We start from the raw sequence: 24,244 nt of genomic DNA on the forward strand, positions 1-24,244 counted from the left end.
GCCTGTAAGCGGACGACCAGACCATCGATCTCAGGCGCAGACTGACCGCAGGTAAAACTCTCACCCAAGGGACGCAGGTGAACATCCAGACGATCCTTGGACACATCGATACCAACATATATAAGCGTTTCCATCCTGACCCATCCTTGCATAATCGGGATCGGCAAGGCCGTCCCTGGCGACTGTTCGGGGTTGATGGAAAACGGAAGGCGACCTGGCTCCTAACGGGATGAAACCCCAAGGGGGACACGGTCTGCCTACCGCTTCCAGCGCTGTCCACAAAAGAACAGATGGAAATAACTTACAAGGGGGACCGCGCCGAAGGCGTGGTGGTGGGGTGTCTTACTTTTCCCAACAAAATCAGCGCCGCCAATATACCGAACAGGAAATTCGACACCCCCACCTCGACCAGATGCACATGCCGCACCGACCACGGCATCAGCGGATTGGGATATAACAGGGTCGCCGCCATAAAGACCGAAAAGGCCAGGCCGGTCAGCACCGCGCGTTTCCAGGTGCCGCCAGTCAGGCTGGCCACGCTCAGCAGGGCCAGCAGAGCCCAGATCAGGCCACGCCCCACCTGCAAAAGCGCCAGTTGCCCCTGATCGATGTGGAAGCCTTGCGCATAATAGGCCCTGACATCGGCGCTCTGCCAGGCGATCAGCGCACCGGCGCCGAAATAGAAGACGATATAGAGCGGAATGATCACCGGTATCTTCCATGCCAGGCCGCTGAAGCGCTCCGCCGGCTGCGATTCTCCCCGCCACAAAAGCGCGCAGACCAACGCCGCCAGCACGGCCTTTACCGCATTGCCGACCGCCATCATCCACAGCAGGGCATCCGTCATATGGACATAGGCATTGAAGTAGATCGCCTCGATCAGCGACAACAGCGATTCCAGGCCGTAGAGCAGGCCGAACAGGGCGGCGAAACGCCCCCAGAACGACCATTGCATCGCCGGCGCCATGGCTGAGAGTACAACCGCAAAAAGGCCCGCCGCCACCACAATGGCCGCCGTCAGGCTCAAAGGCCCGTCGGGTTTCATGGCCGGCGGCGCGGCGTGGGTCAGCATCTGACCGATCATGCCGCCCGCCATCTGGCCGATAATCAGGGCCAGCCATACGCCGGCGAACTTCAAAGCAAAAACCACATACCTGTTCATTTTACCTCCCCTTTCAATTCCACATATGCCTCCGACGCCCACTGCGCCGAAGCCTCCAGTGACCGCAAACCATGAAGAACCGCGAGCCGCGCCTGCAATGGCATTGCTTTCGCCTCATCCCCCGCCAGCCAGCCTTTGAGGCCCGCCGCGCGGCCCGCCATGACCGTGTTGAACGCGGTCAGGAAGTCGAGCGTGACCTGCCGGTCCGGATAATCGTTCAGGAAGGCGAAGCGCAGAAGCGCCGTATCGATACCCTCCTCGGCCCCCATAGGCGCGGTCAGCCAGGTTTCAAACTGCCGCCGCCCCTCCGGCGTGATATGCAGAACGCTCTTGCGCTTGCCGGCGGCCTCAGCCGTGATCAGTCCCTGCTTTTCCAGTCCTTTGAGCGCCGGATATATGCTGCCCGGACTGCTCGAATAACTGCCCATCGGCGTCGTCTCAAACACCATGCGCAGGGCATAGCCCGTGCGTGGTTCGGCGCGGATCAGGCCTAGAAGGGCATAACCGAGAGTCGTGATGGCGACCGGCAATTAATACGCTCCGTACTATTTGAGGACAAAGTAATACGAAGCGTATTAAAGCGCAAGCTTTACAGGGATACCGGCCCGTGGAAGCGGTCGAGCATCAGTTCGACATAGGGCCACAGCGTCAGAAACCCAATCACCGCCGCGCCGAAAGCACAGACCAGAACGGCCCCCGCGGCGATATCCTTGGCGTGCTTCACCAGTTCGGAATAACCCGGTGAGACGACATTGCAGACATATTCGACCGCCGTATTGAAAGCTTCGGCCACCCAGACCATGACCATGGCAACGATCAGCCAGCGCCAGTCTTCCAGCCGCACCTGCAGAAATGACGCGGCCAGAATCACCCCCACCGTCGCCGCCAGATGCAGCCAGGCATTATGCTGAGTCTTCAGCATGAAGCTGAGGCCCCGCAAGGCATAGCCGACGCTTTTCAGACGGGAGGAGACACTGGGATTTTCTTTTGGGGGTGGGATTTCCTGAGTTTCCGTTGGGTCATACCTTATTGTTAAAGTTATAAAAGTTGGTATACATTCAAATTCCTAGGAACTTTCGGGCCTCTGCATTGGACATGGCCAATAAATTGTTCTTTGATGTGAATAATATTCTATCTTTTCCGCTTCTAGCTGCACCACTTGCATATATATCACTATAAATTTTACTATATTTTTCGTTTTTCATAGAAGCGACATTTGAAATTATTACAATTACAGTGTTTGGAATTTTATTGCTAACCAAGGAATACGCTTTACCGGCATACCTTAATTTAGTAACGACTTCTTTTAACCAATCAAAATTGAAACCCTTGTTTATGATTTTAACTTCAAATATATAGTCTTTAAGCAGCACATTCCTAGATTTAAGTAGCAAATCCGCATACACATCTCCAAATTTATACTCAACAAGTGAATCGTATGTATCTTTAGCCACATTTGCGATGAAATTAACAACTTTTGATTCTATTTGCGCTCTGGAAGGGTCGCCCTTATCTTCATCAATTTCGAAATTATGAATCTCGAAATTACCTACATATTCGGATATATTTTCAGCCCTATACTCAATTTCATCTTCAGTAGCAGGCCGTACTGATAAGTTTTTTAAGTTATCAGACGCTTTTCCTATAGCAATGGCGTCTGCATCTTTTCGGCTCCAACCCCACAGGCCATAAGCAACAAGCCCGGTTCCCGCAGATGTGGCAACTGCAGGCGCTAACCAAAGCCACTCAAATATACGTTCGATATAAAATTGTCGCACTTCAATTGCCTTTTGAGCAATTGGCGTTAATTTATTTATCTGATCTACCTCGATTAATAGATCATAAGGCTCCTTATAAAACAACCATGATCCCGTCAGTGACAATATTACCAAAGCCACACCAAGAGAAGACAAGAATTTATACCTATCAGAGAAGTCTAAATTCATATCTTCCTCTAAAATATTATCTTGCCATTAGCAAAATTTAATCTGCTGAAGCCCTTAACTTACGCGTCCACTTCCGCATTCAGGGCGTTTTCCTGAATGAATTCGCGGCGCGGCTCCACCAGATCGCCCATCAGTTTCGAGAACATCTCGTCCGCCTCGTCGGCATGGTTGACCTTGACCTGCAACAGGGTGCGGACGTCCTTGTCGAGCGTGGTTTCCCACAATTGCTCGGCATTCATTTCGCCCAGGCCCTTGTAGCGCTGGATCGTCATGCCCTTGCGGCCGGCATCGAGCACCGCCGAAACCAGATCGAGCGGGCCGCGGATATCGATCGACTTGTCCTTGCGCGTATAGATGGAGACGGCGTTATAGATATCGCCCAGGCCATCGGCGCGCTCACCGAGGCGGCGAGCATCCTGGCTGTGCATCAGGGTCTCGTCGAGCACGATCTTTTCGGTGACGCCGCGGCGAACCCGCTCGAAGACAAAACCACCGAGTTCACCGGGCTCGACCTTCCACGGCCCGTCGCCATCCTGGTTGAGGCGGGTCAGGGACTTGGCCACGCGATCAAGGTCAGGGTGGCCGCTGAACAGGCCGCCCAGCGCCGCCTGCTCCAGGGCGAAGGCCGGGGCGCGCGAGGACAGGCGATCGACCGATCCCTTGAAGGTCTTGGCGGCACGGATCTGCGCTTCCAGGTCGTTGCCGACGATGCGCTCGCCGGTCGGCAGGGCCAGCACGGCATCGCTTACGCCTTCCTCGATCAGGAAGGTATCCAGTTCGTTGTCGTCCTTGACGTAGCGCGAGGACTTGCCCTTGGCCACCTTATAGAGCGGCGGCTGGGCGATATAGAGATAGCCGCGCTCGATGATTTCCGGCATCTGACGGTAGAAGAAGGTCAGCAGCAGGGTACGGATGTGCGCGCCGTCGACGTCCGCATCGGTCATGATGATGATCTTGTGGTAGCGCAGCTTCTCGATATTGAAATCATCACGGCCGATGCCGGCACCGAGCGCCACGATCAGGGTGCCGATCTGTTCGGAGGAGAGCATCTTGTCGAAACGGGCGCGCTCGACGTTGAGTACCTTACCGCGCAGGGGCAGGATGGCCTGGTTTTCGCGGTTACGCGCCTGCTTGGCGGAGCCGCCGGCGGAATCCCCTTCGACGATGAAGATTTCGGACTTGGCCGGGTCGCGTTCCTGACAGTCGGCCAGTTTGCCGGGCAGGCTGGAAATATCCAGCGCCGACTTGCGGCGGGTCAGGTCGCGCGCCTTGCGGGCGGCTTCGCGGGCGGAAGCGGCTTCGACGATCTTGGAGACAATCGCCTTGGCTTCGTTTGGGTTCTCCTCGAACCACTGCGACAGCTTTTCATAGACCAGCCCTTCGACCGCGGGGCGCACTTCGGACGAGACCAGCTTGTCCTTGGTCTGCGACGAGAACTTGGGATCGGGCACCTTGACGGAGAGCACGCAGGTCAGGCCCTCTCGGGCGTCTTCGCCGGTGACCGAGACCTTTTCCTTCTTGGCCGCACCGGAGGATTCCATGTACTGCGTCATGACGCGCGTCAGCGCGCCGCGGAAGGCCGCCAGGTGGGTGCCGCCGTCGCGTTGCGGAATATTGTTGGTAAAGCACAGCATCGTCTCGTGATAGCTGTCGTTCCATTGCAGGGCGAGATCGAGCTCGACCTTATCGCGCACACCTCGCACGTCGATCGGCGCCTTGAGGATCGAGGTCTTCGACTTGTCGAGGTGCTTGACGAATTCGACAATGCCGCCGTCGTAATGCAGAAGGACTTCATAAGGCTCGGCCTCGCGCATGTCAGCAAAACGGATCGACACGCCCGAATTGAGGAAGGCCAGTTCGCGCAGGCGGTGTTCCAGAGTCTTGCGGTCGAAATCGATGAAGGCGAAGGTCGTCAGGGACGGGAAGAAGGTGACTTCCGAGCCGGTATAGTCGCTGCCATCCTCGCGCTTGGGCGCCTCGCCGATCACTTCCAGCGATTTGACGGTAACGCCGCGCTCAAAGCGCACCGAATGCTTCTTGCCCTGGCGGTAGATGACCAGGTCGAGCCAGTCGCTGAGGGCATTGACGACCGACACGCCGACGCCGTGCAGCCCGCCGGAGACCTTGTAGGAATTCTGGTCAAACTTGCCGCCGGCGTGCAGTTCGGTCATGATCACTTCGGCGGCGGAAACGCCCTCGCCTTCATGGATATCCACCGGGATGCCGCGGCCGTCATCGGTCACCGTGCAGGAGCCGTCCGGATTGAGGATCACCTGGACCTTGGTGGCGTGGCCCGCCAGCACTTCATCGATGGCGTTATCGACCACTTCGTAGACCATGTGGTGCAGTCCGGAGCCGTCATCAGTGTCGCCGATATACATGCCGGGCCGCTTGCGGACGGCATCGAGACCTTTCAGAACCTTGATCGAATCAGCGCCGTATTCAGACTGTCCGTTGGCATCCAGGCCGCTGTTCAGTTCTTCTGGCACGTCTTCGGGTTGGTCGGTCATGGAAAGCCTTTTATTTACTCAATAAATTCAATGAATTGACCGCCTTCGATACGCACGCCCAGGGCACGATTTTTCAGGCCGTCGAACAGGCCCAAATCAGTGCCCGTGAACACTGTTTGTAGCCCCAAAGCATGGGTCTCGTCAAACAATGCGTGGCGCCGCAAAGGGTCGAGATGAGCCGCGACTTCATCGAGCAGAAGGATAGGCTGGGAAAGGGTTTCACCCTGTGAGCTCAAGCGCCGCATGGCTCCTCGCATAGGCTCGGACGGGCGGTCGCCCTTGCCGAATGGCGTCCCGCCATTCGGAGTTGCCAGCCGCGCCCCCTGCCCCAGGATAATGTTCAGCAGAAGCGCCTTCTGCTCACCCGTCGAACAATCGGCGGCGGGGCGGTTTTTCTCACGATGAACCACGGCCAAGTCCATGCGGTGCGGCCCGAAAAGCGACCGCCCGGCGGCCCCATCCCGACTGCGGGCGCGGCGATAGCCCTCCGGCAGGTCGCCTTCCGCAATGAGGCCGGTCAGGCTGAGGTCGGCCTTCGGGAAGGCGCCCTGATGGCCCTCGATCTCGGCCTGCAGAGCTGCCAGGGCGGCAATGCGGGCCGCCATCATCTGCGCGCCGGTTTCGGTCAGTTTCTGTTCCAGCAGGGTGAGCCAGGCATCATCCGCCGGCCGGCCACCGGAAAAGGCTTCCGTGAGCAGCTTCAGGCGCTCACGCAGGGCTTTTTCATAGGCGCTGACTGTCGCCGCATGGCCGTGATCCGCGGCATAAACCAGGCGATCGAAAAAGCGCAGGCGTTCCGAGCGGGCTTCAAGGAAAAGCCGGTCCTGGAGGGGCGTCAGCCAGATCTGGCGCACATGTTCGAGGAGGCGCGAGGCAGTGACCGTCTCACCATCGATGCGGACAATGCGCTTGTTAAGATCGCGCGGATCGGAACCGGTGCCGAGATGGACCTCGTCCTCGCCTTCATGAAAGCGCGCCGCCACGCCCCAGGCGCGGCCTCTGGCCTCATCGGGCAAACGGCGGCCAAGATCAGCGAAAGCCGCGCCGCGCAGACCCCGGCCGGGACCCAGCACGCTGATGGCTTCCAGCAGGTTGGTCTTGCCGGCGCCATTGGGGCCATAGAGATAGACGCTGCGGCCGGCTATGGCGAAATCCAGCCGCTCATAGGAGCGGAACTCGGTCAGGGACAGGTGCTGGAGGGCGTGCTTAAGCATAAATATCCTCCCCTGCAAAGCGGGGGAGGTGGCGCGGCGAAGTCCGCGACGGAGGGGGCAAAATCCACGTCAGAAAGCCCCCTCCACCACTTCGTGGTCCCCCTCCCCCGCTTTGCAGGGGAGGATAAATGTTCATGATTAGACCCGCAGCGGCATCAGCACGTATTGCACACCATTATCGACCGGATCGAGCACCAGGGTCGGCGAGGAGGCATCCGAGAAGCGCAGTTCGACCGTATCGCCGCCGATCTGGCCCATCACATCCATGATATAACGGGCGTTAAAACCGATATCCAAGGTCTCGTTATCGTAATCGATCTCGGCCTCTTCAACGGCCTGGCCGGCTTCGATATTACGCACCGAAAGCGTCAGGCGACCGGGCTCGATGGTCATCTTCACCGAACGCGACTTTTCCGCCGAAATGGTGGACACGCGGTCCACGGCCTTGGAGAGGATGCCGGCATCCACGGTCATGACCTTGTCATTGCCCTTGGGGATGACGCGGCCATAATCCGGGAACGAGCCATCGATGATTTTTGAGGTCAGGGAGGCATTGCCGAACTGGAAGCGGATCTTGGCCGGAGACACGGTCATATCGACATAGCCGGTGCCGTCATCGAGCAGGCGACGCGCCTGGTCGATCGTCTTGCGCGGGATGATGACGCCGGCGCCGCCCATGGCGCCTTCGGGCGCGGGCATTTCGGCGAGGGCCAGGCGGTGGCCGTCGGTGGCCACGGCGCGCAGGTAGTTGGAGCCGTCTTCGGCCAGGCAGTGCAGGAACAGGCCGTTCAGATAATAGCGGGTTTCTTCGGTCGAGACGGCGAAGCGCGTCTTGTCGATCAAGCGCTTCAGGTCGTCACGCAGGATCTGGTAGGAGACGCCTTCGTGATCGCTCGACATGATGGGGAAATCGCCGGCCGGCAGGACCGGCAGAGCAAAGCGCGAACGGCCGGCCGAGACCGACAGGCGGGGATCGTCACCGGCGGCGAATTTCAGCTCGACATCGGCGCCGTCCGGCAGCTTGCGGACGATTTCATAGAGGGTGTGGGCCGGCGCGGTGATCTGGCCAGGGACGGAAACGATAGCTTCGGCGGTATCGACGATTTCCATGTCGAGATCGGTGGCCGAGAAGGACACCTGGCCCCCAGAAGCGGACCTGTCGGCGGACAGCAGGACATTGGACAGGATGGGGATGGTGTTGCGACGTTCGACAACGTTCTGGACGTGGCCCAGGGCTTTCAGGAGCGCGCCACGTTCGATGGTAAATTGCATCTTGTAATTCCTACCGGCCTGTATTCCGGCTTGCTGGAATACAGAGCCGGGAGGCGGACATTAGACGATCAGGCGTAAAGATCAAGAAGTACGAATGGGGTGTGGGGTCCGCGACCCCACATCTTCATTCTTCTTTTTTCCTCACCTCTTGGGCGAGGAAAAAAGAAGAAGATAAAGGTTTGGGGCCACAGCCCCCAAACTCCTTAAACATTACGGAGCTTGCGCGTCAGCGCCTCGACATCACGCGCGATCTGGTCGTCGGCCTGGAGCAACTCTTCCACCTTCTTTACCGCGTGCAGAACGGTCGTATGATCCCGTCCGCCGAAGCGGCGGCCGATATCGGGATAGGAACGCGTGGTGTGCTGCTTGCACAGCCACATGGCCACCTGACGCGGACGCGCCACCGAACGTGTGCGACGCTCGGACAGGAGATCCGCCTGCTTCAGGCCGAAATGATCGGAAACCAGCTTCTGGATTTCATCCACGGTGACGCGGCGTTCAACGGCCACCTTCAAATTCGGCTGCAACAGCGCCATAGCTTCTTCCAAGGTCAAACTCCCAAGACGCGGCCCAGCGGACGCCACCAGGGTATTGACCGCGCCTTCAAGCTCGCGGATCGACCCCGGCACACGCTCGGCCAGAAAATGTAAAACATCGGAACGCGGGTTCTGGGCGGCGCCCAGGCGTTGCGACAACTGTTCGAGCTTGCGCTCGATAATGCCCATGCGCAGGCTTTGATCGGCCACATCCAGCGCACACACCAGCCCGGAGGACAGGTGCGAACGCAGGCGCGCTTCGATCTCGGTCAGTTGCGAGGGCGGACGATCGGCCGTGAAAACGACACGGCGATTGTTTTCGATCAACGAGGTCAGCGTGTGGAACAGCTCTTCCTGGCTGGAGGTCTTACCGCCGATGAAATGCACATCATCGATCAGCAGCAGATCGGCGCCGCGCACCTCATCCTTGAAAGCGGCCGTGGACTTGTCCATCAGCGCCTTGACGAAGGTGGAGGTGAACTTTTCGGCCGTCAGGTAGACGATCTTCGCATCCGGGCGGCGGCTCTGCGCCTCCCAGCCGATGGCGTTCAGCAGGTGCGTCTTGCCGTAGCCGTACGGACCATGGAAAAACACCGGGTTGAAATGACCATCCGCCCAGCTCGCCACCTGGCGCGACATCTGGAAGGCGAATTCATTGCCGCGGCCGGCCACGAAACTGTCGAAGGTCAGGCGCTCCTGCAAACCGCCGATGCGGTTGGGCGCCACGGCCTCTACCACCACGGGCGCAGCCACCGGCGTCACGTCCTTTACGGGCACCGCGTCCAAGGCGGTCGTCTCGCCGTTCCGCGTCGCGTCTTCATATTCGACGCGCGACTTGATTTCCAGCACCCGCGAGTCCGGATCGTGCTGCGTCCACAGTTCCTGCGCCCGGCGGGCGGCATTGCGCGAAATCCAGTCCCGCGCATAGGCCGTCGGCGTCACGAGCACCGGATCACCATAAGGCCCGGTGCGCACGCTTGACGGCGCCACATAGGAATTGAAAGGCCCTTCTCCCAGTTCCTTGCGGAGAACTGTCGCCACTTTGGACCATACCGTTTCAGGTAAAATCGGTGACCAGCTTGTCATGCTTGGCATTCTTTTATCGCCCCGATCATCTGCCTTAACCCACACCACTTTACGCGTTTACTAAAAGAACGACCGACAACCGCCCGGATCATCATCCCGTAACAGCGCCCGACCATCCGCCCTGTGTCCGGCCCGTGACCATTCCGTCACCAGACCGCCTTGAGAAACCGGACCACACGCCTTCACCACAAGACATGCCGCCCTTAAGTATGAACCACCCTTAACCGCGGGTTGAAAACCAGACCGCGAAGCCGGGTTTAAACACCCCTGTTTTTCGCCTTTCACGGGAATAACCAGCCCCGTTTCAGGCCATACTCATCCTTACGCCGGAACCGCGAAAAACGACGCCGGCAGAAAAAGTCAAATCCCGGAAAGCGAGAGTAAGGAATACTCCGGCCTTCCCGAAAAGGTTAGCTAATCCGTTTGCAAGGCTGCCGGAAATATTGGCCAAAAAAGCCGCCACTCCCGATTTTATAAGCCTTTGAGCAACACACACACGTAACCGTCAGGCGGATGCGCGTCTGTTTTACCCAAGTGTCCGGCGCTCGGCCGGTAACCGCCTAATTCCTCCGTATCAGGAGGAGTTCAGCGGTGAAGGGACAAATTAACGTCCTGCGCCGCCGGGTCAATGACCTAATTTATCAACAGCAGCGGATATTTTTATTGACTCTGCTAACCTGTTCGCCCGTAACGAGAAATTAAACATATAATTGCCAATTATTTTTCTACCCCTAACCGTCCTCAATAAGGACGCGCCACGACGGTAAAATCGGCAACAAAAAATTCCCCGTCCGCCGCAGCAGTCGTGAAATAATGCCTTGTATTTTCAGGAATTAAGGAAGGATTGGAGACATTTAATCCCCACGATCCCGCACAGACACAAAAAAAGCGACGAAGCCGGAAAGGCCCGTCGCTTCTTCCGGTATGATTAGGCGGTAGCCAGCTTCTTGAGCTGGGCGGCCAGACGCGAAACCTTGCGCGAACCGGTGTTCTTGTGAACCACGCCCTTGGACACGGCGCGCATCAGTTCGGACTGCGCTTCGACAAAGGCGGCCTTGGCAGCGTCGGCGTTACCGCCGGTCAGGGCTTCTTCAAACTTGCGCACGAACGTACGAACGCGCGAACGACGCGCCTTGTTGACTTCGGTACGGGCAGCGATCTTGCGGATCGCCTTGCGGGCGCCAGGATTATTGGCCATTCATCACCTTAAAGGACGAGACAGTTGATTAAAAAGTCCCCGCCACGGGCGGCGAAGACATGAATTTCAAGGGGGCGGGGTATAACCGAAGACGCCCCCCCGGTCAATGCACGCAAACACGCTTTTCTCATTCCAGGGGCAAAAATTATTCACACCCGTGATTAAACCCCGTTCCGGGCGTCACTTCTGGCAGACCGGACAGTAGAAACTCGACCGTCCCTGATGAACCTTGCGCTCGATCAGGCCGCCATCCTGACGCGGACACGGCTGGCCCTTACGATCATAAACGCAGAAACGGTGCTGGAAATAGCCGAGTTCCCCAGAGGCCGCGGCGAAATCGCTGATCGACGAACCACCGGAAGCCACCGCCTCTTCCAGCACCGTCTTGATCCCCTCCACCAGCGCCCCGGCTTCCTTCCGCGTGAGAGCAGACGCCTTGTGATCGGGGTTTAGCCGCGCCCGCCACAGGGCCTCACAGACATAGATATTGCCGAGCCCGGCAATGCCACCCCTTTTTTCATGGCCCTGGGCCATCAGCAGGGCCTTGAGATTGATATTGCGCCCCCCGACCATTTTCAGCAGAACACCAGCGTTTAGCTCATCAGACAGCGGCTCGACGCCCAGCCCCCTGAACCATTTGCTCTCGTAGAGTTCATCGGGCTTCAACAGCAGCATGAAGCCGAACCGGCGCGGGTCGTAATAGTCGATCCGGCTGACCTCGCCGTTCGGAAGCGTAGCCAGGCACTGGAAATGCAGATGTTTCTCATCCGGCGCGACGGCGTGATAATAGCGCGCCAGGTCTTCGGGGCTATCGTTCATCTCGGGGCGCGTAGCCTGAAACCGCCCGGTCATGCCGAGATGCGTCACCCAGATATCCTGCGTATCGAGATAAAACAGCAGGTATTTTGCCCGCCGCTCCAGCCGCAGAACCTCCGCGCCTTCCAGCCGCTCGACAAAGCGCTCCGGAAACGGATAGCGCAGGTTCGGCCGGTGCAGGCGAACCTGGCTCAGTTTGGCGCCTTGCAGATGCGGCTCCAGCCCGCGCCGGACGGTTTCGACTTCGGGCAATTCGGGCATTGGCGATGGTTCCGAGAGGGTAAGAGCAGGGGACACAGTCTCCTGGACCCCATAACACAAGGCTTGCTGATTTAAATACGAAAAAGCCGGGCCCGCTTGGCCCGGTCTTTTCGTATTTATTTCAATAACTCTTGAGTTTGGGGTCCAGGGGTCCGTGACCCCTGGCCTTTACGCCACCCTGACCAGCCGCCGCGTCGCCTGCTCGCCCAGATCGGCGAACCATTGCGACGGATCGAGCGCCACCTCGTCGGTGAGCGCCATGGCGTCCCAGTTGAGCTTCGGCGCCTTGCGTTCAGAGGCGGCCACGATGGCGCGCAGTTCGGCCGCCGAGGTGACGCCGACCATGACGGTCGAGACACCTTCCAGATTGAGCGCAAAGCTCAGGGCCGCGTGCAGCGGATCGGCGCCACCTTCGGCCATCATGCGACGCACGCGCGACAGATGCGGGCCGACCGGCACCAGATTGGCCGGCAGGTTTTCCCGCGGCAGGAACAGCAGCCCCTGCAGGAAGACCGAGCGGATCTGAACTTCGATGCCGAGATCGGCCAGGTTACCGATCGTGCCGTTCTTCACCAGACGCTGATCGAGGATCGAGGCCGGCACCTGCATAAGATCGGGCTTGAAACGTTTGGCCAGCAGCAGCGGCTGATCGGCCGCGGTGGCACTGATGCCAATCTTGCTGATCAGGCCCTCGCCTTTCAATTTTTCCAGACGCGCCCACAGGGCATCGCCATCCGGACCCATCAGGTCTTCGGCGCGATCGACCAGCGCGGCATGGGCACGCACCAGTCCCATGTGGTCTACCGACCGGCGCAGGCGCGATTCCAGCCATTCGAGACCATTTTCAAGGCGCAGCGTGCGCACCTGCGGCTTGAAAGGCGATGGAAATGGCCAGTTGCGGCCAAGCACGCGCTCGACATCGCCATCATGATGTGAGGCGTCGATATTGAGAATCTTGCAATCAGCGGCCAGTTCCAGGATCTGGCGCACCTCATCCTCGCCCACGCGGCCCCGCGTGTTCGAAATACCGTAGTCACCGCCAAACTGCGCTGAACCGAGACCGAGGCTTGCCGCCATAGGTGCGTCTTTTCCAAAAACTTAACCAGATTCCTTAACCACGTAAGGACAGGCATGAATTTGGACGGGAAATGTTAAAGAAGGTCTTTACGGGAAATAAGAAACCCATGCGGCTTACCCGTTTTTTTGATAAAAAACATGGTTAATGCGCCATTAATATTCGCATATCGGTCAGAAAATCAGGCTTTTATCGCCGCGCCTCGAAAATGGTGGGTTAATTTTTCCATCCCCTAAATGTTGAAGATTCGCTGGCGGTCTTCGAGGTTTGCCATACTGACCCCCTGGTCGGTGACCAGCCCGTTGGCGATGGAATAGACCCAGCCATGGATGGTCAGGGGCTGGCCGGCGCGCCAGGCGTTCTGCACGATCGGCGTCAGGGCGACATTGCGCGCCTGGGAGATGACATTCAGTTCACACAGACGGTCAAATTTCTGCACGTCGTCGCCGATTTCGGACAGCTCATGCTGGTGGGTATGCGCCACTTCACGGATCGGCGACAGCCAGTGGTCGATCAGGGCATCGCCCGAAGACTCGATTGCCGCCCGCACCCCGCCGCAGCCATAATGGCCGACCACGAGGATATGCTTCACCTTCAGCACCTGCACGGCATATTGCAGTACGCTCAGATAGTTGGCGTCCTGCGAAGGCGTCAGGTTGGCGATATTGCGGTGGACGAACATTTCGCCCGGATCGAGATTGACGATTTCGTTGGCGGGCACGCGCGAGTCCGCGCAGCCAATCCAGAAATATTCCGGCGACTGCTGGGCCACGAGGCGCTTGAAAAACTGGGGATCGATTTCGGTCTTCTGATGTGCCCAACGGCGATTGTTTTCGATCAGTTGATCCAGCATGACCCGTATCCCTCACAAAAGACTTGCGGTCTTATAGGGCCGTGAGCGGTCAGATCAAGCGCTTTTGTCGCCGGCCCTGCGTAATACAACCTGACTATGCGGAGATACGACCGCTCGCCTGTTCGCTTATTTGGTCCTTTAGCCAGCCAATACCCTGATCAATGTTCAGGCCGGCCTTTTCAAACGATCCGTAGCGGAAAAACAGGATCAGCAGCACCACGCCGACCAGGCCCAGTAAACCTTCGACAATGCTGAGCACCAGCGGTCCCCACTGCACCCGCCTGACCCTGGCATAGGAGGTCAGTCCCTCGGCGGCGCGGACAGGTTCGGAAAACTTCATCTTTGACCCCCTCAAAACAGTTCCTTAACGCCACCTTAACCTTAAATTCCGCCCGGCGCCAGAGGCCGCAACAGGTCTAACGAATAGCCTTGTTTTCTGTGATATTTTCCGTCACATCTTGGCCATAAGCCCGAACATACGGGCCAGACAGGGGCCCTGAATGACGACCGAAGACACATCGCAAAAGAAGAACCTGCGCACCATCGTAATCGCCTCGGCGGCAGGCACGACCTTCGAGTGGTACGATTTCTTCATCTTCGGCTCGCTGACCACCATCATCGCCCAGAACTTTTACGCCGGCCTGAATGAAACCCTGGCCACCATTGCGGCCCTGGCCACCTTTGCTGTGGGCTTTATCGCCCGGCCGCTCGGTGCGCTGGTCTTCGGCCATATCGGCGACAAGAAGGGCCGCAAGGGCACCTTCCTCTACACCATCCTCGTCATGGGCCTGGCCACCATCGCCATCGGCCTGCTGCCGACCTACAAACAGGTCGGCATTCTGGCGCCTGTACTGCTGATAATCTTACGTATCGTCCAGGGTTTTGCGCTCGGCGGCGAATATGGCGGCGCGGCCATTTATGTGGCCGAACATGCCCCGGCCAACAAGCGCGGCGCCTATACCGGCTGGATTCAGACCTCGGCTGGCTTCGGCCTGATCGCGGCGCTGGTAGTCATTCTCGTCACCCGCAAGACCATTTCGGAGCCGGTCTTTGCCGACTGGGGCTGGCGTATTCCCTTTATCGTTTCGGCCGGTCTGCTGGCCGTTTCCGTCTATATCCGCGCCAGAACGGCCGAAAGCCCGGCCTTCAAGGCGCTGCACGAGCAGGGCCAACTGGCCAAATCACCTCTTTCGGAAATCTTCACCCGCTGGCCGAACTTCAAAGGGATGCTGATCGCCCTCTTCGGCTTCATGACGGCGCAGGGCGTGGTGTGGTACACCACCTTTTTCTACACCCAGGTCTTCCTGACCTCGATCGTCAGGCTCGATCCGGCCGATATGAATACCCTGGTCATGGGCATGACGCTCGTGTCTGCCTGCCTCTATGTCGCTTTCGCCGCGCTTTCCGACAAGATCGGCCGCAAGCCGGTGATGGTGTTCGGCATCCTGCTGGCCTGTATCGCCTTCTTTCCCGGCTATCAGGCGTTGATGAAGCTGGGCAATCCCGATCTCGAAGCCGCACAACGCACCAATCCGGTTTACGTCGTGGCCGATCCGGCGCAATGCAGCTTCCAGTTCGATCTGTTCAACACCGCGCAGTTCACCACACCGTGCGACCTCGCCAAGAGCGTGGTGACTGGTATCGGCACCCCCTATGTCAGCCGTGCCGACACCACCGCCGGCCAAAGCGCCACAATCCATATCGGCGCGCAGATCATTACCGTGCCGTCCGGCATGGGGCTGGACAAGGCCGGCCTCAAGGCGCTGAAAGCCAAGGCGGCGGGCGAAGTGAAGGCCGCTCTGAAAGCCGCTGGCTATCCCGAAAAGGCCGATCCGAAGAAAGCCAATCTGTGGGCGATGTTCGGCATATTGTGCATTTTCGCCGTGGCCTGCACGGCGCTTTATGGACCGATGGCCTCGGCGCTCGTCGAAATGTTCCCAACCCGCGTGCGCTACACCGCCATGAGCCTGCCTTACAATATCGGCACCGGCTGGTTCGGCGGCCTGCAACCGGTATTAAGCTTCGCCATGGTGGCGGCCTCAGGCAATATCTATTTCGGCCTGTGGTATCCCGTCGCCACTGGTCTGCTGGCGGTTCTGGTGTCACTGCTGTTCCTCAAGGAAACCCACGGCCGCGATCTGCACAAGATCGAGTAGACAATATTTCGGGGGGACATCATGCGTAAATTCGGTTTTATCCTTTTGCTGGCAGGGGCGTTTTGCCTGGCATACGCTTCCTTTTCCGCCTATCAATCTTACAAGGCGCCTCGACGCCCTATCGACGATTACAGGTTTTCAGCGGAATGCGATAAAGTGCCTGTCCGAGGCAATGCTTTCAAAGACTCACCGCTTGAGTGTGAAGCCCGCATTCGTGAAGTAGAGTTACAAAAACAGGCGCCCGATCTGATTAAGCGAGATGGCGACGACGTATTGGTTTTTTATCAAGGCCAGCCGTCTGTGCGACTGACGCCCGTTCTGAAAGGATCGGAAGGTTGCGACAGCTATAATTTGCAAAGCCTGTTGCCAACGCGTGATTCTGTGACGCAACGGATTTCATATCTCGCAAAACTTGCATGTCATTCGGGAGAGCTTGAAACACGCTTCATTGTGATGTCAGACGGAACGCGCTGGACTGTTTCAGACGCAAGTGCCTCGCCTGACGGCCGTCTGATAGGCGTTGGGGGGAATGGCTTTCCTGGCGATGGCTTCAAACTCTACCAATGGCCGGAACGCAAGCTAATTGCCCATTTTAATCCGAGTTGTCATGTAGTTGACTGGCAAAATTCAAGCCAACTCACGGTTACCTGTCTGCATGATATGAAGCCGTTTGGGATCAGGGATCGCTACTTTCTGGCCTTCGACGCCAGGGTAAAGCGCGATGAACAGGGATACTGGACCATGCGCACAACTCGCTGGCTCAATCCGCGTATGATGGATTATAACCGCCAGGGTGATATTGAGTACACGCCAACCTTTGCCCTATTGTGGCCTATGACATTCAGGCCAGATACAAAAAGGCCAGTTAACGCGTTTCACCCCTAATCGCCTTGACCCGCACATGGCTCCTGTCCTCATGCCCTTCGGCATCGATAACACTTAATTCAAAGAAACCTTCGGTCGGCGGTGACCAGCTCCATTCGCCATTTTCGTCCAGCTTCAGCGGTTGGCCATCGACATACCACTGCACCGGGCGGACACCGCGCGCCGACAGTTTCAGCGGCCACACCACATTCAGCTTCTGCGCGGCGTCCTTTACCTCGACATAGACCGTGGCCTTATTCGGCGGGAACAGGATCGACGCCTTGCCGGTATCTCCGCTCATCATCCTGAGCCCCTTCGGCGCATTGCCCGGCGCGATCGATTGCGGCACCCGGCTCGGCGCCTGCAACTGATCGAAGACATCGAACAGCAGCGGCGCCGAAGCCTCGCGGCCGGTCTGATCCGCCCGCGTCCCGCCATCCGGACGGCCGGTCCACACCAGCACGGCATAGCCGCCGGCAACACCGACCGCCAGCGCGTCACGATAGCCGTAGGAGGTGCCCGTCTTGAAGGCCGGGCGGTTGGCGTTCTTCATCAGCGGCCCCGGCAGGCGGCCTTCCGGCGGCGGTGTTTCGCGCAGAATGCTGATCACCCGATCCGCCGCTTCCGGCCGCATCAGCCGCTGTCCGCCAGTCGTTTTTTCATCTGCCAGCCGGTATGCGAGCGGCCGCGCCAGACCATGATCGCCCAGCGCCGCATACAAAAGCGCGACATCGCTGAGGCGTATCCCCTCGCCGCCCAGAGCCAGAGCGAGACCCGACTCTTTCAGGCCGGATTTCGGTACGAACAGCGGCACATTGACCGCCTCCAGCCGGCCCTGAAAAGCTTCCGGCCCGATGCGATTGAGCACCGCCACCGCCGGCACATTGAGCGAATTGATCAGGGCTTCCTTGGCCGAGACTTCGCCATGGAACACCCGGTCGAAATCCTCCGGCTGGTAATCGCCAAAGCGCGTCGGGGCGTCCATCAGGCGGGTATCGGGCGCCACTACGCCATCCTCGAAGGCAAAGCCGTAGATGAAGGGTTTCAGCGCCGAGCCGGGTGAGCGGATGGCGCGGGTCATGTCCATCCAGCCTCCGGGACGCTCCAGCCCGCCACCACCGACACTGGCGCGCACCCCGCGTGTCTTGATATCGACCACGATGATGGCGACCGATGAGTTCGGCCCCTGATCCTTGGCGGTGGCTGCGGCCATGGCCTCTAACCGGGTTTGCAGATTGGCATCGATGCTCGTCACCACCGTCGCCTGCAAGCCCTTGACCTCGCGCGCCAACCGACCGGCCGTGTGCCAGGCAAGCGTCGGGAAGACGAATCGTGAGGTGACTATCGGCTCATTCATCGCCTCATTAGCCTGCGATGCCCCGATGATATTGGCATCGGCCATGCGCTTGAGGATCAGGTTGCGCGCCTTCAGGGCATTGGCCGGTCTGCGATCGGGCCGGCGCGCTTCCGGCGCCTGAGGCAGGGAGATCAAAAGCGCCTGTTCACCCAGGGTCAGGCTTTCCGGCTCGTGGCCGAAATAGGAGAGTGAGGCGGCGCGCACCCCTTCGAGATTGCCGCCATAGGGGGCGAGCGTCAGATACAGCGCCAGGATTTCGCGCTTCGAATAGCGCATTTCGAGTTGCACGGCGCGCAGGGCCTCGATCAACTTATTGCCATAGTCACGCGGATGCGGACTGAGCAATCGTGCCGTCTGCATGGTGATGGTCGAGCCGCCGGAGATGATAGTACCGGCATGGATATTGGAGAGCAGCGCCCGCACGATCGAGGTGGCATCGACGCCGGGATGGAAATAGAAGCGCTCGTCCTCGACGCGCAGCAGGCGGTGGATAAAGGAAGAATCGGTTCGGTCGAGATCGGCGCGGATACGCCAGCGGCCATTATCAACCGGCAAGGCGCGCAGCCACGCGCCATTGCGGTCCAGCGCCACGGCGGACGCGGTCTGGGCACGCGACATATCCGGCGGGAAGATCAGGTTCGCGGCCGCAATAACGACCTGAAAGCCCATCACGCCGATCAGGGTCTTGACCAGCGGCCGGATCAGGGAATCGGGATTTACAGGAGAGAACTTCACCTGATTCTCCCCTGTAGCGAAGCGTACGGGGGAGGTGTCAGCGCAAGGCTCGCAGAGCCGGTGTCGCTGACGGAGGGGGCTTTCCTGTCGTCTGACACGCCCCCTCCGTCACGGACTTCGCACCAAGATAAATCTTGATGCGAGCGCCGCGCCACCTCCCCCGCTTCGCAGGGGAGGATCAAGGGACGATGCGTAAAAATCATCACTATCTTGCGCTGATCACCGTACGGCTGCCTTGCGTGCGGGCGAAGGTATCCGGACGATAGAAGTCCTTGGCCTCGGCCCCTGGCAGATAGAAGTCACCCTGCGTTACGGCCCGCGCGATATAGGCCATGCTGAAGCTGTCGGACGACGACACATCGAGCGCGGCGATAAAGCGGTCATCACGCGCCTCCGAGACCTTGAGATCGGTCAGCTTGCCGATAAAGCGGAACGGTCCGTTTTCGGCGTCCTCATTGGTGAGCGTTGACTCGATCTCGAAGCCCGCCGGCAGCGGATCATCGACCACGATCGGCCGCAGTTCGGTGCGGTCGGAGCGGCCGGAGATGACCACCAGCACCTTCTGGCCTTGCGTGATATGAGACGGATCAAGGCGCGAGCCATCCAGATTATAGTAGGTCTTGACCAGGTTCAGGCCATGGCTTTCAGCCCCAGGCGCCGAAACCGGCGTACCGATCACCGTCACCGTCCGCCACACCGGACCCGAGCCACCGTTCTTCACGCTGGCACCGGCCAGTTGCCCCACGCCGAAGCGCTGGACATTCATCCCCGCCGGCAGGGTATTGACGCCCTGCGCGTTGATCTTCAGCGGACCAGACGCTTTCAGCATGTAGGAGGCCGCCTTGAGCACATAGGCACTTTCGATGGTGTTCATCTGCGCCGGCGACTTCATGGCGTTTTCCAGGCGCTGGCTGAGCGAGCGGGCGATATCGTCCTCGCCCGACTCATAGGCGAGCGCAATAACACCCGCCAGATCGCGCAGCGGCGTCTGGTACCAGTCGTTCGGATCGGAATAGCCCAGCGACTGGATGGCCTCATTGAAGGCCAGACGGCCGCGCGAACGATCCCCCATCATCACCAGACCGGCGGCGATCTGCGCACGGGCCAGCGGCGACTTCTCTTCCCGGAACTGGACATCATGATACCAGCGCAGGCGCGCCAGATCACCGGACTTGCCCTTGGCCAGCACATAAAGCGCATAGGCCGAGGCCCGTGAACGCAACTGTTTGGTCAGTTGCTCACCGGAAACGCCGAACCAGTTCCAGTAGGACGGCACACTCAGGCGGTAATTGACATTGGCATAACCATCCGGCCGTGACATGGCGCGCATGGCGTTCAACGACTTGTCGATGGCTTCCTGCGGCACATAGGCGCCGCGGGCCCGCGCTTCGAGCAGGAAATCGGTGGCATAGGCGCCGATAAAGCCATCCGCCTGGCCATCACCCGGCCGCCATAGGCCAAAGGCGCCGTCTTCCGACTGGCGGTCAAGGATCTTGTCGACCGCGATCTTCAGCGCATTGACGCCAGGCTTCGCGGCCTGCTTGCCGACCAGCGATTCCGAGACAAACAGCCACGGCATGGCCACCGAGGTCACCTGTTCGGTGCACCCGTAAGGATATTTGGCGAGATTGGCCGCCAAAGGCGCCGGATCGATATTACGGAAGGGCGAGTACGACACCTCCACCGTCACCGAACCGGGTTGCAAACCGGCCAGCAGAGACGCATCGGGCGCCCAGCTTTCATTGACCTTTTGCGACGCGGTGGCGACGCGCGTTTGCGGTCCCCAGCCATTGCGCGTTTGCAGGTTGAAGCTGTCATTGAAGCTGTAACCCTGGCCGCTCAGCCCGATCTGGACGGTCGAGACACCGGTGGTGTTCGGCGCTTTCATCTGGATCGTTTCGATCGCCTGCTGGCCATGATTGAGGTTGAACACCTTCTGGAAAACCAGAACCAGACCCTTGATACCCTTGACGATAGCCGTATAGAGGCCCGGCTTGCCGTCGGTATTATCGAGTTGCAGGGTGGCGTAGGCGGTATCGCCCGGCGCCAGGAAACGCGGCAGGGCGAGATCGGCCACCACCGGCTCACGGATGATCATACGGCCATCGACCGAGCCTACGGCATCATCGGTCCAGGCCACGGCCATGACGCGCAGTTCGCCATTGAACTTCTCGATCGGCAAACGCACATACGCCTTGCCGTCGAGCGTGGTCTGGACCACGCCAGACCACAGCGCGATGGTGCGGATCGGCGTCGTGGTCAGACCCTCGCCGCCGAGCTGATCACCGCCGAAAGTGGGCGCCGCGGCCGCCAGGTTCGGATCGAGCAGGCGGCCGTAGTCGTCATTATAATCGACGCCGAGCGCGCGCTTGCCGAAATACCAGCCGGCCGGGTCGGGCGACTTGAACTTGGTCAGGTTGAGGATGCCCTGATCGACCACGGCTACGCTGACCTTGGCACGATCGCCCAGTTTCACACCGGACACCTGGATCGGCACGTCGATGAAATTGTGGCCGTTCACATCGGTCTGCGGGCGCTGCGGCTGGTCGGAGGCCAGGATCTTGACGCCCAGCTTGCGCGATTTCGGATCGAGCGGCACATAGATCAGGCCGATGGCGCGACGCGGCTTCGAGGCATTGACCGGATCGCGCGGCTGCATGACGCTGGCCATGATATAGGCCCCACCGCCCCATTCCGCCGTCGATTTCAGACGCACCGTTGTGCCGCCCTCGCCAATCGAAACGGTCTTCATCTCAATCACATGGTCGGTAGCGACGGCAATCTGCGCCTCGCCCTTGTAGGGGCCTTTCAGTGTCACCTCGACCGTATCGCCCTGGTTATAGCTCTTGCTGCCGGCGGTGATGCGCACAAAATCCGGCGCATCCGTGCCCTTTTGCGTCGAACCCCAGCCGGAGGAGAAGCGCGTCACGGTTTTCGCCTGTCCCGGCACTTCGACCTCAAGCCGGTAGTCACCCCAGTCGAGATTACGCTCGAAGGTGGCGCCGGTATTGGCGTTCAGGTCGTAATTTTTCGACGACACCAGCACGTCGCGGTGGGTCGAGCGCCAGTTCCACTTGCCGTCCGAAATATACCAGTCGTAGTCCCAGACTTCCGAGATCAGCTTGACCGTCACGCCTTTGACGGCGCGCTTGTCGCCCTGCGGGGTCAGGCCCACAATATTGAAGGCCATGCGCGGCGCATCACGCCACGAACCATCCTTCTGATCGACCTTGACGCCGAGATAGAGCGGTGCGGTCTTGATGCGCAGGGTCTGGCTTTCGCGCACCGGGCGCCCGCCCGGCTCGAAGACCGAAGCGGTCAAAAGCACGGTCAGCGGCTCCGTGGTGTCGCCCGCCAGCGAAGCATCGAACGGGAACAGCGCATTGCCCTGGCCGTCCGTCGTCGTGGCCGGCAGGTCGACATATTTCTCTTCATAAGGCTTGGTTTCGTCACCGAAACGATAATCGGCGAATTTCGGGAACGGATTGCCATCAGCACGGATGCGCGCCTCACCCGTCACCTGCAAACCCGAAGCGATGGCGCCATAGAGATAGCGCGCCGCCACCGTTACCGGACGAGATTCCGTCGCGCTCATCAGCGGCCTGTTCGCATCGGCCTTGATATCGACCGCCAGGCGCTGTGGCGCGAAATCCTCCACGGCGAAAGAGGTATTGCCCGCCGGATCATCCATGCCTTCCAGCTCGACCCGCGCCGACCATTGCCCGCGCGGCGCCGTCTTCGGCAGGGTGACATTGGCCCCGGCATAGCCCATCGGCGTCTTGTCGAAGACCAGGCGATAGGCTTCCACCCCGCTCGGCCGCGTGATGATGATGGCGCCCTTGCGGTCCTTGATGACCCGGCCTTCCGGATCGCGGATCATGGCAACGACATGCACCGCCTCGCCCGGCCGATAAATGCCGCGGTCGCTGTACATGTAGGAATCGACACCCATGGTCGCCGTGCGGCCGTCGCCGGCCTCACTGTCCTCGCTGCGGCCACCGACACCATGCGAGGTCAGGTCCATCGGCGAGCGGTCGAGATCGGACGCCGTGAAATCATCACCCGCGCCATAGGCCATGACCATCTTCGGTGTCAGAGCGTCCTTGCCCTTGAGCAGCGCCCCCGCAAAGGTGGCCCGACCATCGACGCCGGACTTCACCTCGCCCAGTGTATCGCCATTGGTGGCCACCAGATCGACCCTGACCCCGGCCAGCGGCTTGGCGGTCTTCAGCGATCGCACCACGACATCGAGGCCGCTTTGGCCCTTGTAGGTGGTCAGGGCCATATCAGTATAGAGAATCCAGCGACGGGCCTGGGCCGGCTCGTCGTTTTCATTCTTGTCACGGCCGCCGGAGGCATCGCGTACCTTGACGACATAGGCCCCGGCCTTCAGCGTTTTCAATACCGCGCCCAGTGGAAACACCGTGGTGACGCGCTCGCCATTACCAGGCTTGACCGCGACCTTGCCGGTCCAGATCTTTACACCGATATCGTCGGCGGAATCGTCGCCGTAAGAATAATCATATTCGCCTTCCGCCACCGGATCAGGCGCTGAAACCGACTTCCTCACCAGGTTGCGGTCAGAGACGTGCCAGACCTCGAAGGCAAGCGTCGAGACATTGACCGTCTCCACCGCCACGCCATCGGCTTCCTCACGCGGCAGGATGACGCCATTGCCGGCAAACCCGACATAGGGTGGCTTCTCGCCAAAGGTGAAATCGAGATCGGCATTGGCCTTGAGCTGGTCGCTGCCCTTCGCCGGCAGGCCCTTCAACAGGGTCACGCGGCGATCGGTAAAGCCGAAGCCGGAGACGCACAGGGTGTCATCCTTGACCGAAATCGCTGGCGCCGACGGCAGGGCGGGCGAGACGACGACATAGTCGCCATAGGGCTTGGCCGGATCAAGCGGTTTGGAAAACTGCACGCAGGCTTTCGGCGCATTGCCGGAGGTATCGAGGTTCTGCTTCCATACGGCAAAACCGTCCGGCTTGCGGTCACCGGCGCGCGGCGCGTTTTTATCGCGCACCTTTCCGAACAAGCCCGTCGCCGGCTGGCCCACCTCGGCCGTGGCGCTGGCCGCCTTTTGCCGGGCACCGCTGCTGATCGCATGATCGGTGAGGAAACCGATGCCGAACCCGGCAATCAATACCGCCGCAGCGCCTGCGATGAGGGTTCGGTTATGCCAGTCGATCATGGTGTTTCC

General features: G+C 59.6%; 17 protein-coding genes. 2 read left to right on the forward strand and 15 right to left on the reverse strand.

Annotation, left to right across the window (positions count from 1 at the left end; all coding sequences use genetic code 11):
• Window positions 1-301: 301 nt before the first annotated feature.
• The 13 genes from BLO49_RS17645 to BLO49_RS17705 form a co-directional block, all read right to left on the reverse strand.
• On the reverse strand, window positions 302-1,162 hold the full coding sequence (locus BLO49_RS17645) for a hypothetical protein (protein ID WP_090650887.1): 861 nt from the start codon (window positions 1,160-1,162) through the stop codon (window positions 302-304).
• Complete coding sequence (locus BLO49_RS17650) at window positions 1,159-1,692, reverse strand: PadR family transcriptional regulator (protein WP_090650889.1); 534 nt, start codon at window positions 1,690-1,692, stop codon at window positions 1,159-1,161. Before BLO49_RS17650 ends, BLO49_RS17645 begins: the two co-directional genes overlap by 4 nt.
• 59 nt (window positions 1,693-1,751) lie before the next feature.
• Window positions 1,752-2,102 (reverse strand): diacylglycerol kinase family protein, encoded by a 351-nt coding sequence (locus BLO49_RS17655; RefSeq protein ID WP_281187320.1) that lies wholly within the window; start codon window positions 2,100-2,102, stop codon window positions 1,752-1,754.
• Between the two features lie 118 nt (window positions 2,103-2,220).
• The gene (locus tag BLO49_RS17660; protein WP_090650892.1) at window positions 2,221-3,108 is read right to left on the reverse strand and encodes a hypothetical protein; all 888 of its coding nucleotides are present in this window, start codon (window positions 3,106-3,108) and stop codon (window positions 2,221-2,223) included.
• Window positions 3,109-3,167: 59 nt separating this feature from the next.
• Window positions 3,168-5,618: a DNA topoisomerase (ATP-hydrolyzing) subunit B gene (gene gyrB / locus BLO49_RS17665; protein WP_090650894.1), complete on the reverse strand. Its 2,451-nt coding sequence runs from the start codon at window positions 5,616-5,618 to the stop codon at window positions 3,168-3,170.
• 14 nt (window positions 5,619-5,632) lie between these two features.
• Entirely contained in the window at window positions 5,633-6,832 is a 1,200-nt protein-coding gene (locus BLO49_RS17670) for a DNA replication/repair protein RecF (protein ID WP_090650896.1), read from the reverse strand.
• Between the two features lie 138 nt (window positions 6,833-6,970).
• Complete coding sequence (dnaN, locus tag BLO49_RS17675) at window positions 6,971-8,104, reverse strand: DNA polymerase III subunit beta (protein WP_090650898.1); 1,134 nt, start codon at window positions 8,102-8,104, stop codon at window positions 6,971-6,973.
• 203 nt (window positions 8,105-8,307) lie between these two features.
• A complete protein-coding gene (dnaA, locus tag BLO49_RS17680; RefSeq protein ID WP_090650899.1) occupies window positions 8,308-9,726 on the reverse strand; it encodes a chromosomal replication initiator protein DnaA in 1,419 nt (472 codons plus the stop codon).
• Window positions 9,727-10,654: 928 nt separating this feature from the next.
• Window positions 10,655-10,924 carry a 30S ribosomal protein S20 gene (gene rpsT / locus BLO49_RS17685; RefSeq protein ID WP_090650901.1) on the reverse strand — a complete coding sequence of 90 codons (270 nt, stop codon included), beginning with the start codon at window positions 10,922-10,924 and terminating at the stop codon, window positions 10,655-10,657.
• A 180-nt stretch (window positions 10,925-11,104) separates the two neighbouring features.
• The gene (gene mutM / locus BLO49_RS17690; protein WP_090650902.1) at window positions 11,105-12,001 is read right to left on the reverse strand and encodes a bifunctional DNA-formamidopyrimidine glycosylase/DNA-(apurinic or apyrimidinic site) lyase; all 897 of its coding nucleotides are present in this window, start codon (window positions 11,999-12,001) and stop codon (window positions 11,105-11,107) included.
• A gap of 168 nt (window positions 12,002-12,169) precedes the next feature.
• Window positions 12,170-13,078 (reverse strand): aldo/keto reductase, encoded by a 909-nt coding sequence (locus tag BLO49_RS17695; protein ID WP_090650905.1) that lies wholly within the window; start codon window positions 13,076-13,078, stop codon window positions 12,170-12,172.
• A gap of 230 nt (window positions 13,079-13,308) precedes the next feature.
• Window positions 13,309-13,929, reverse strand: a complete 621-nt coding sequence (locus tag BLO49_RS17700; RefSeq protein WP_090650907.1) for a carbonic anhydrase — start codon at window positions 13,927-13,929, stop codon at window positions 13,309-13,311.
• 94 nt (window positions 13,930-14,023) lie between these two features.
• Window positions 14,024-14,269: a hypothetical protein gene (locus BLO49_RS17705; RefSeq protein ID WP_090650908.1), complete on the reverse strand. Its 246-nt coding sequence runs from the start codon at window positions 14,267-14,269 to the stop codon at window positions 14,024-14,026.
• Window positions 14,270-14,429: 160 nt separating this feature from the next.
• Here BLO49_RS17705 and BLO49_RS17710 point away from each other — a divergent pair, with 160 nt between their 5' ends.
• Entirely contained in the window at window positions 14,430-16,085 is a 1,656-nt protein-coding gene (locus tag BLO49_RS17710; protein ID WP_090650910.1) for an MFS transporter, read from the forward strand.
• A 21-nt stretch (window positions 16,086-16,106) separates the two neighbouring features.
• Window positions 16,107-16,970 (forward strand): hypothetical protein, encoded by an 864-nt coding sequence (locus BLO49_RS18280; protein ID WP_139159736.1) that lies wholly within the window; start codon window positions 16,107-16,109, stop codon window positions 16,968-16,970.
• Here the strand turns inward: BLO49_RS18280 and pbpC are convergent.
• Window positions 16,951-19,041, reverse strand: a complete 2,091-nt coding sequence (pbpC, locus tag BLO49_RS17715; RefSeq protein ID WP_245679090.1) for a penicillin-binding protein 1C — start codon at window positions 19,039-19,041, stop codon at window positions 16,951-16,953. The genes BLO49_RS18280 and pbpC overlap by 20 nt on opposite strands.
• A gap of 205 nt (window positions 19,042-19,246) precedes the next feature.
• On the reverse strand, window positions 19,247-24,235 hold the full coding sequence (locus tag BLO49_RS17720) for an alpha-2-macroglobulin family protein (protein WP_090650911.1): 4,989 nt from the start codon (window positions 24,233-24,235) through the stop codon (window positions 19,247-19,249).
• Between the last annotated feature and the right edge of the window lie 9 nt (window positions 24,236-24,244).

This window comes from Asticcacaulis taihuensis, from assembly GCF_900100255.1.
Classification (GTDB): domain Bacteria; phylum Pseudomonadota; class Alphaproteobacteria; order Caulobacterales; family Caulobacteraceae; genus Asticcacaulis; species Asticcacaulis taihuensis.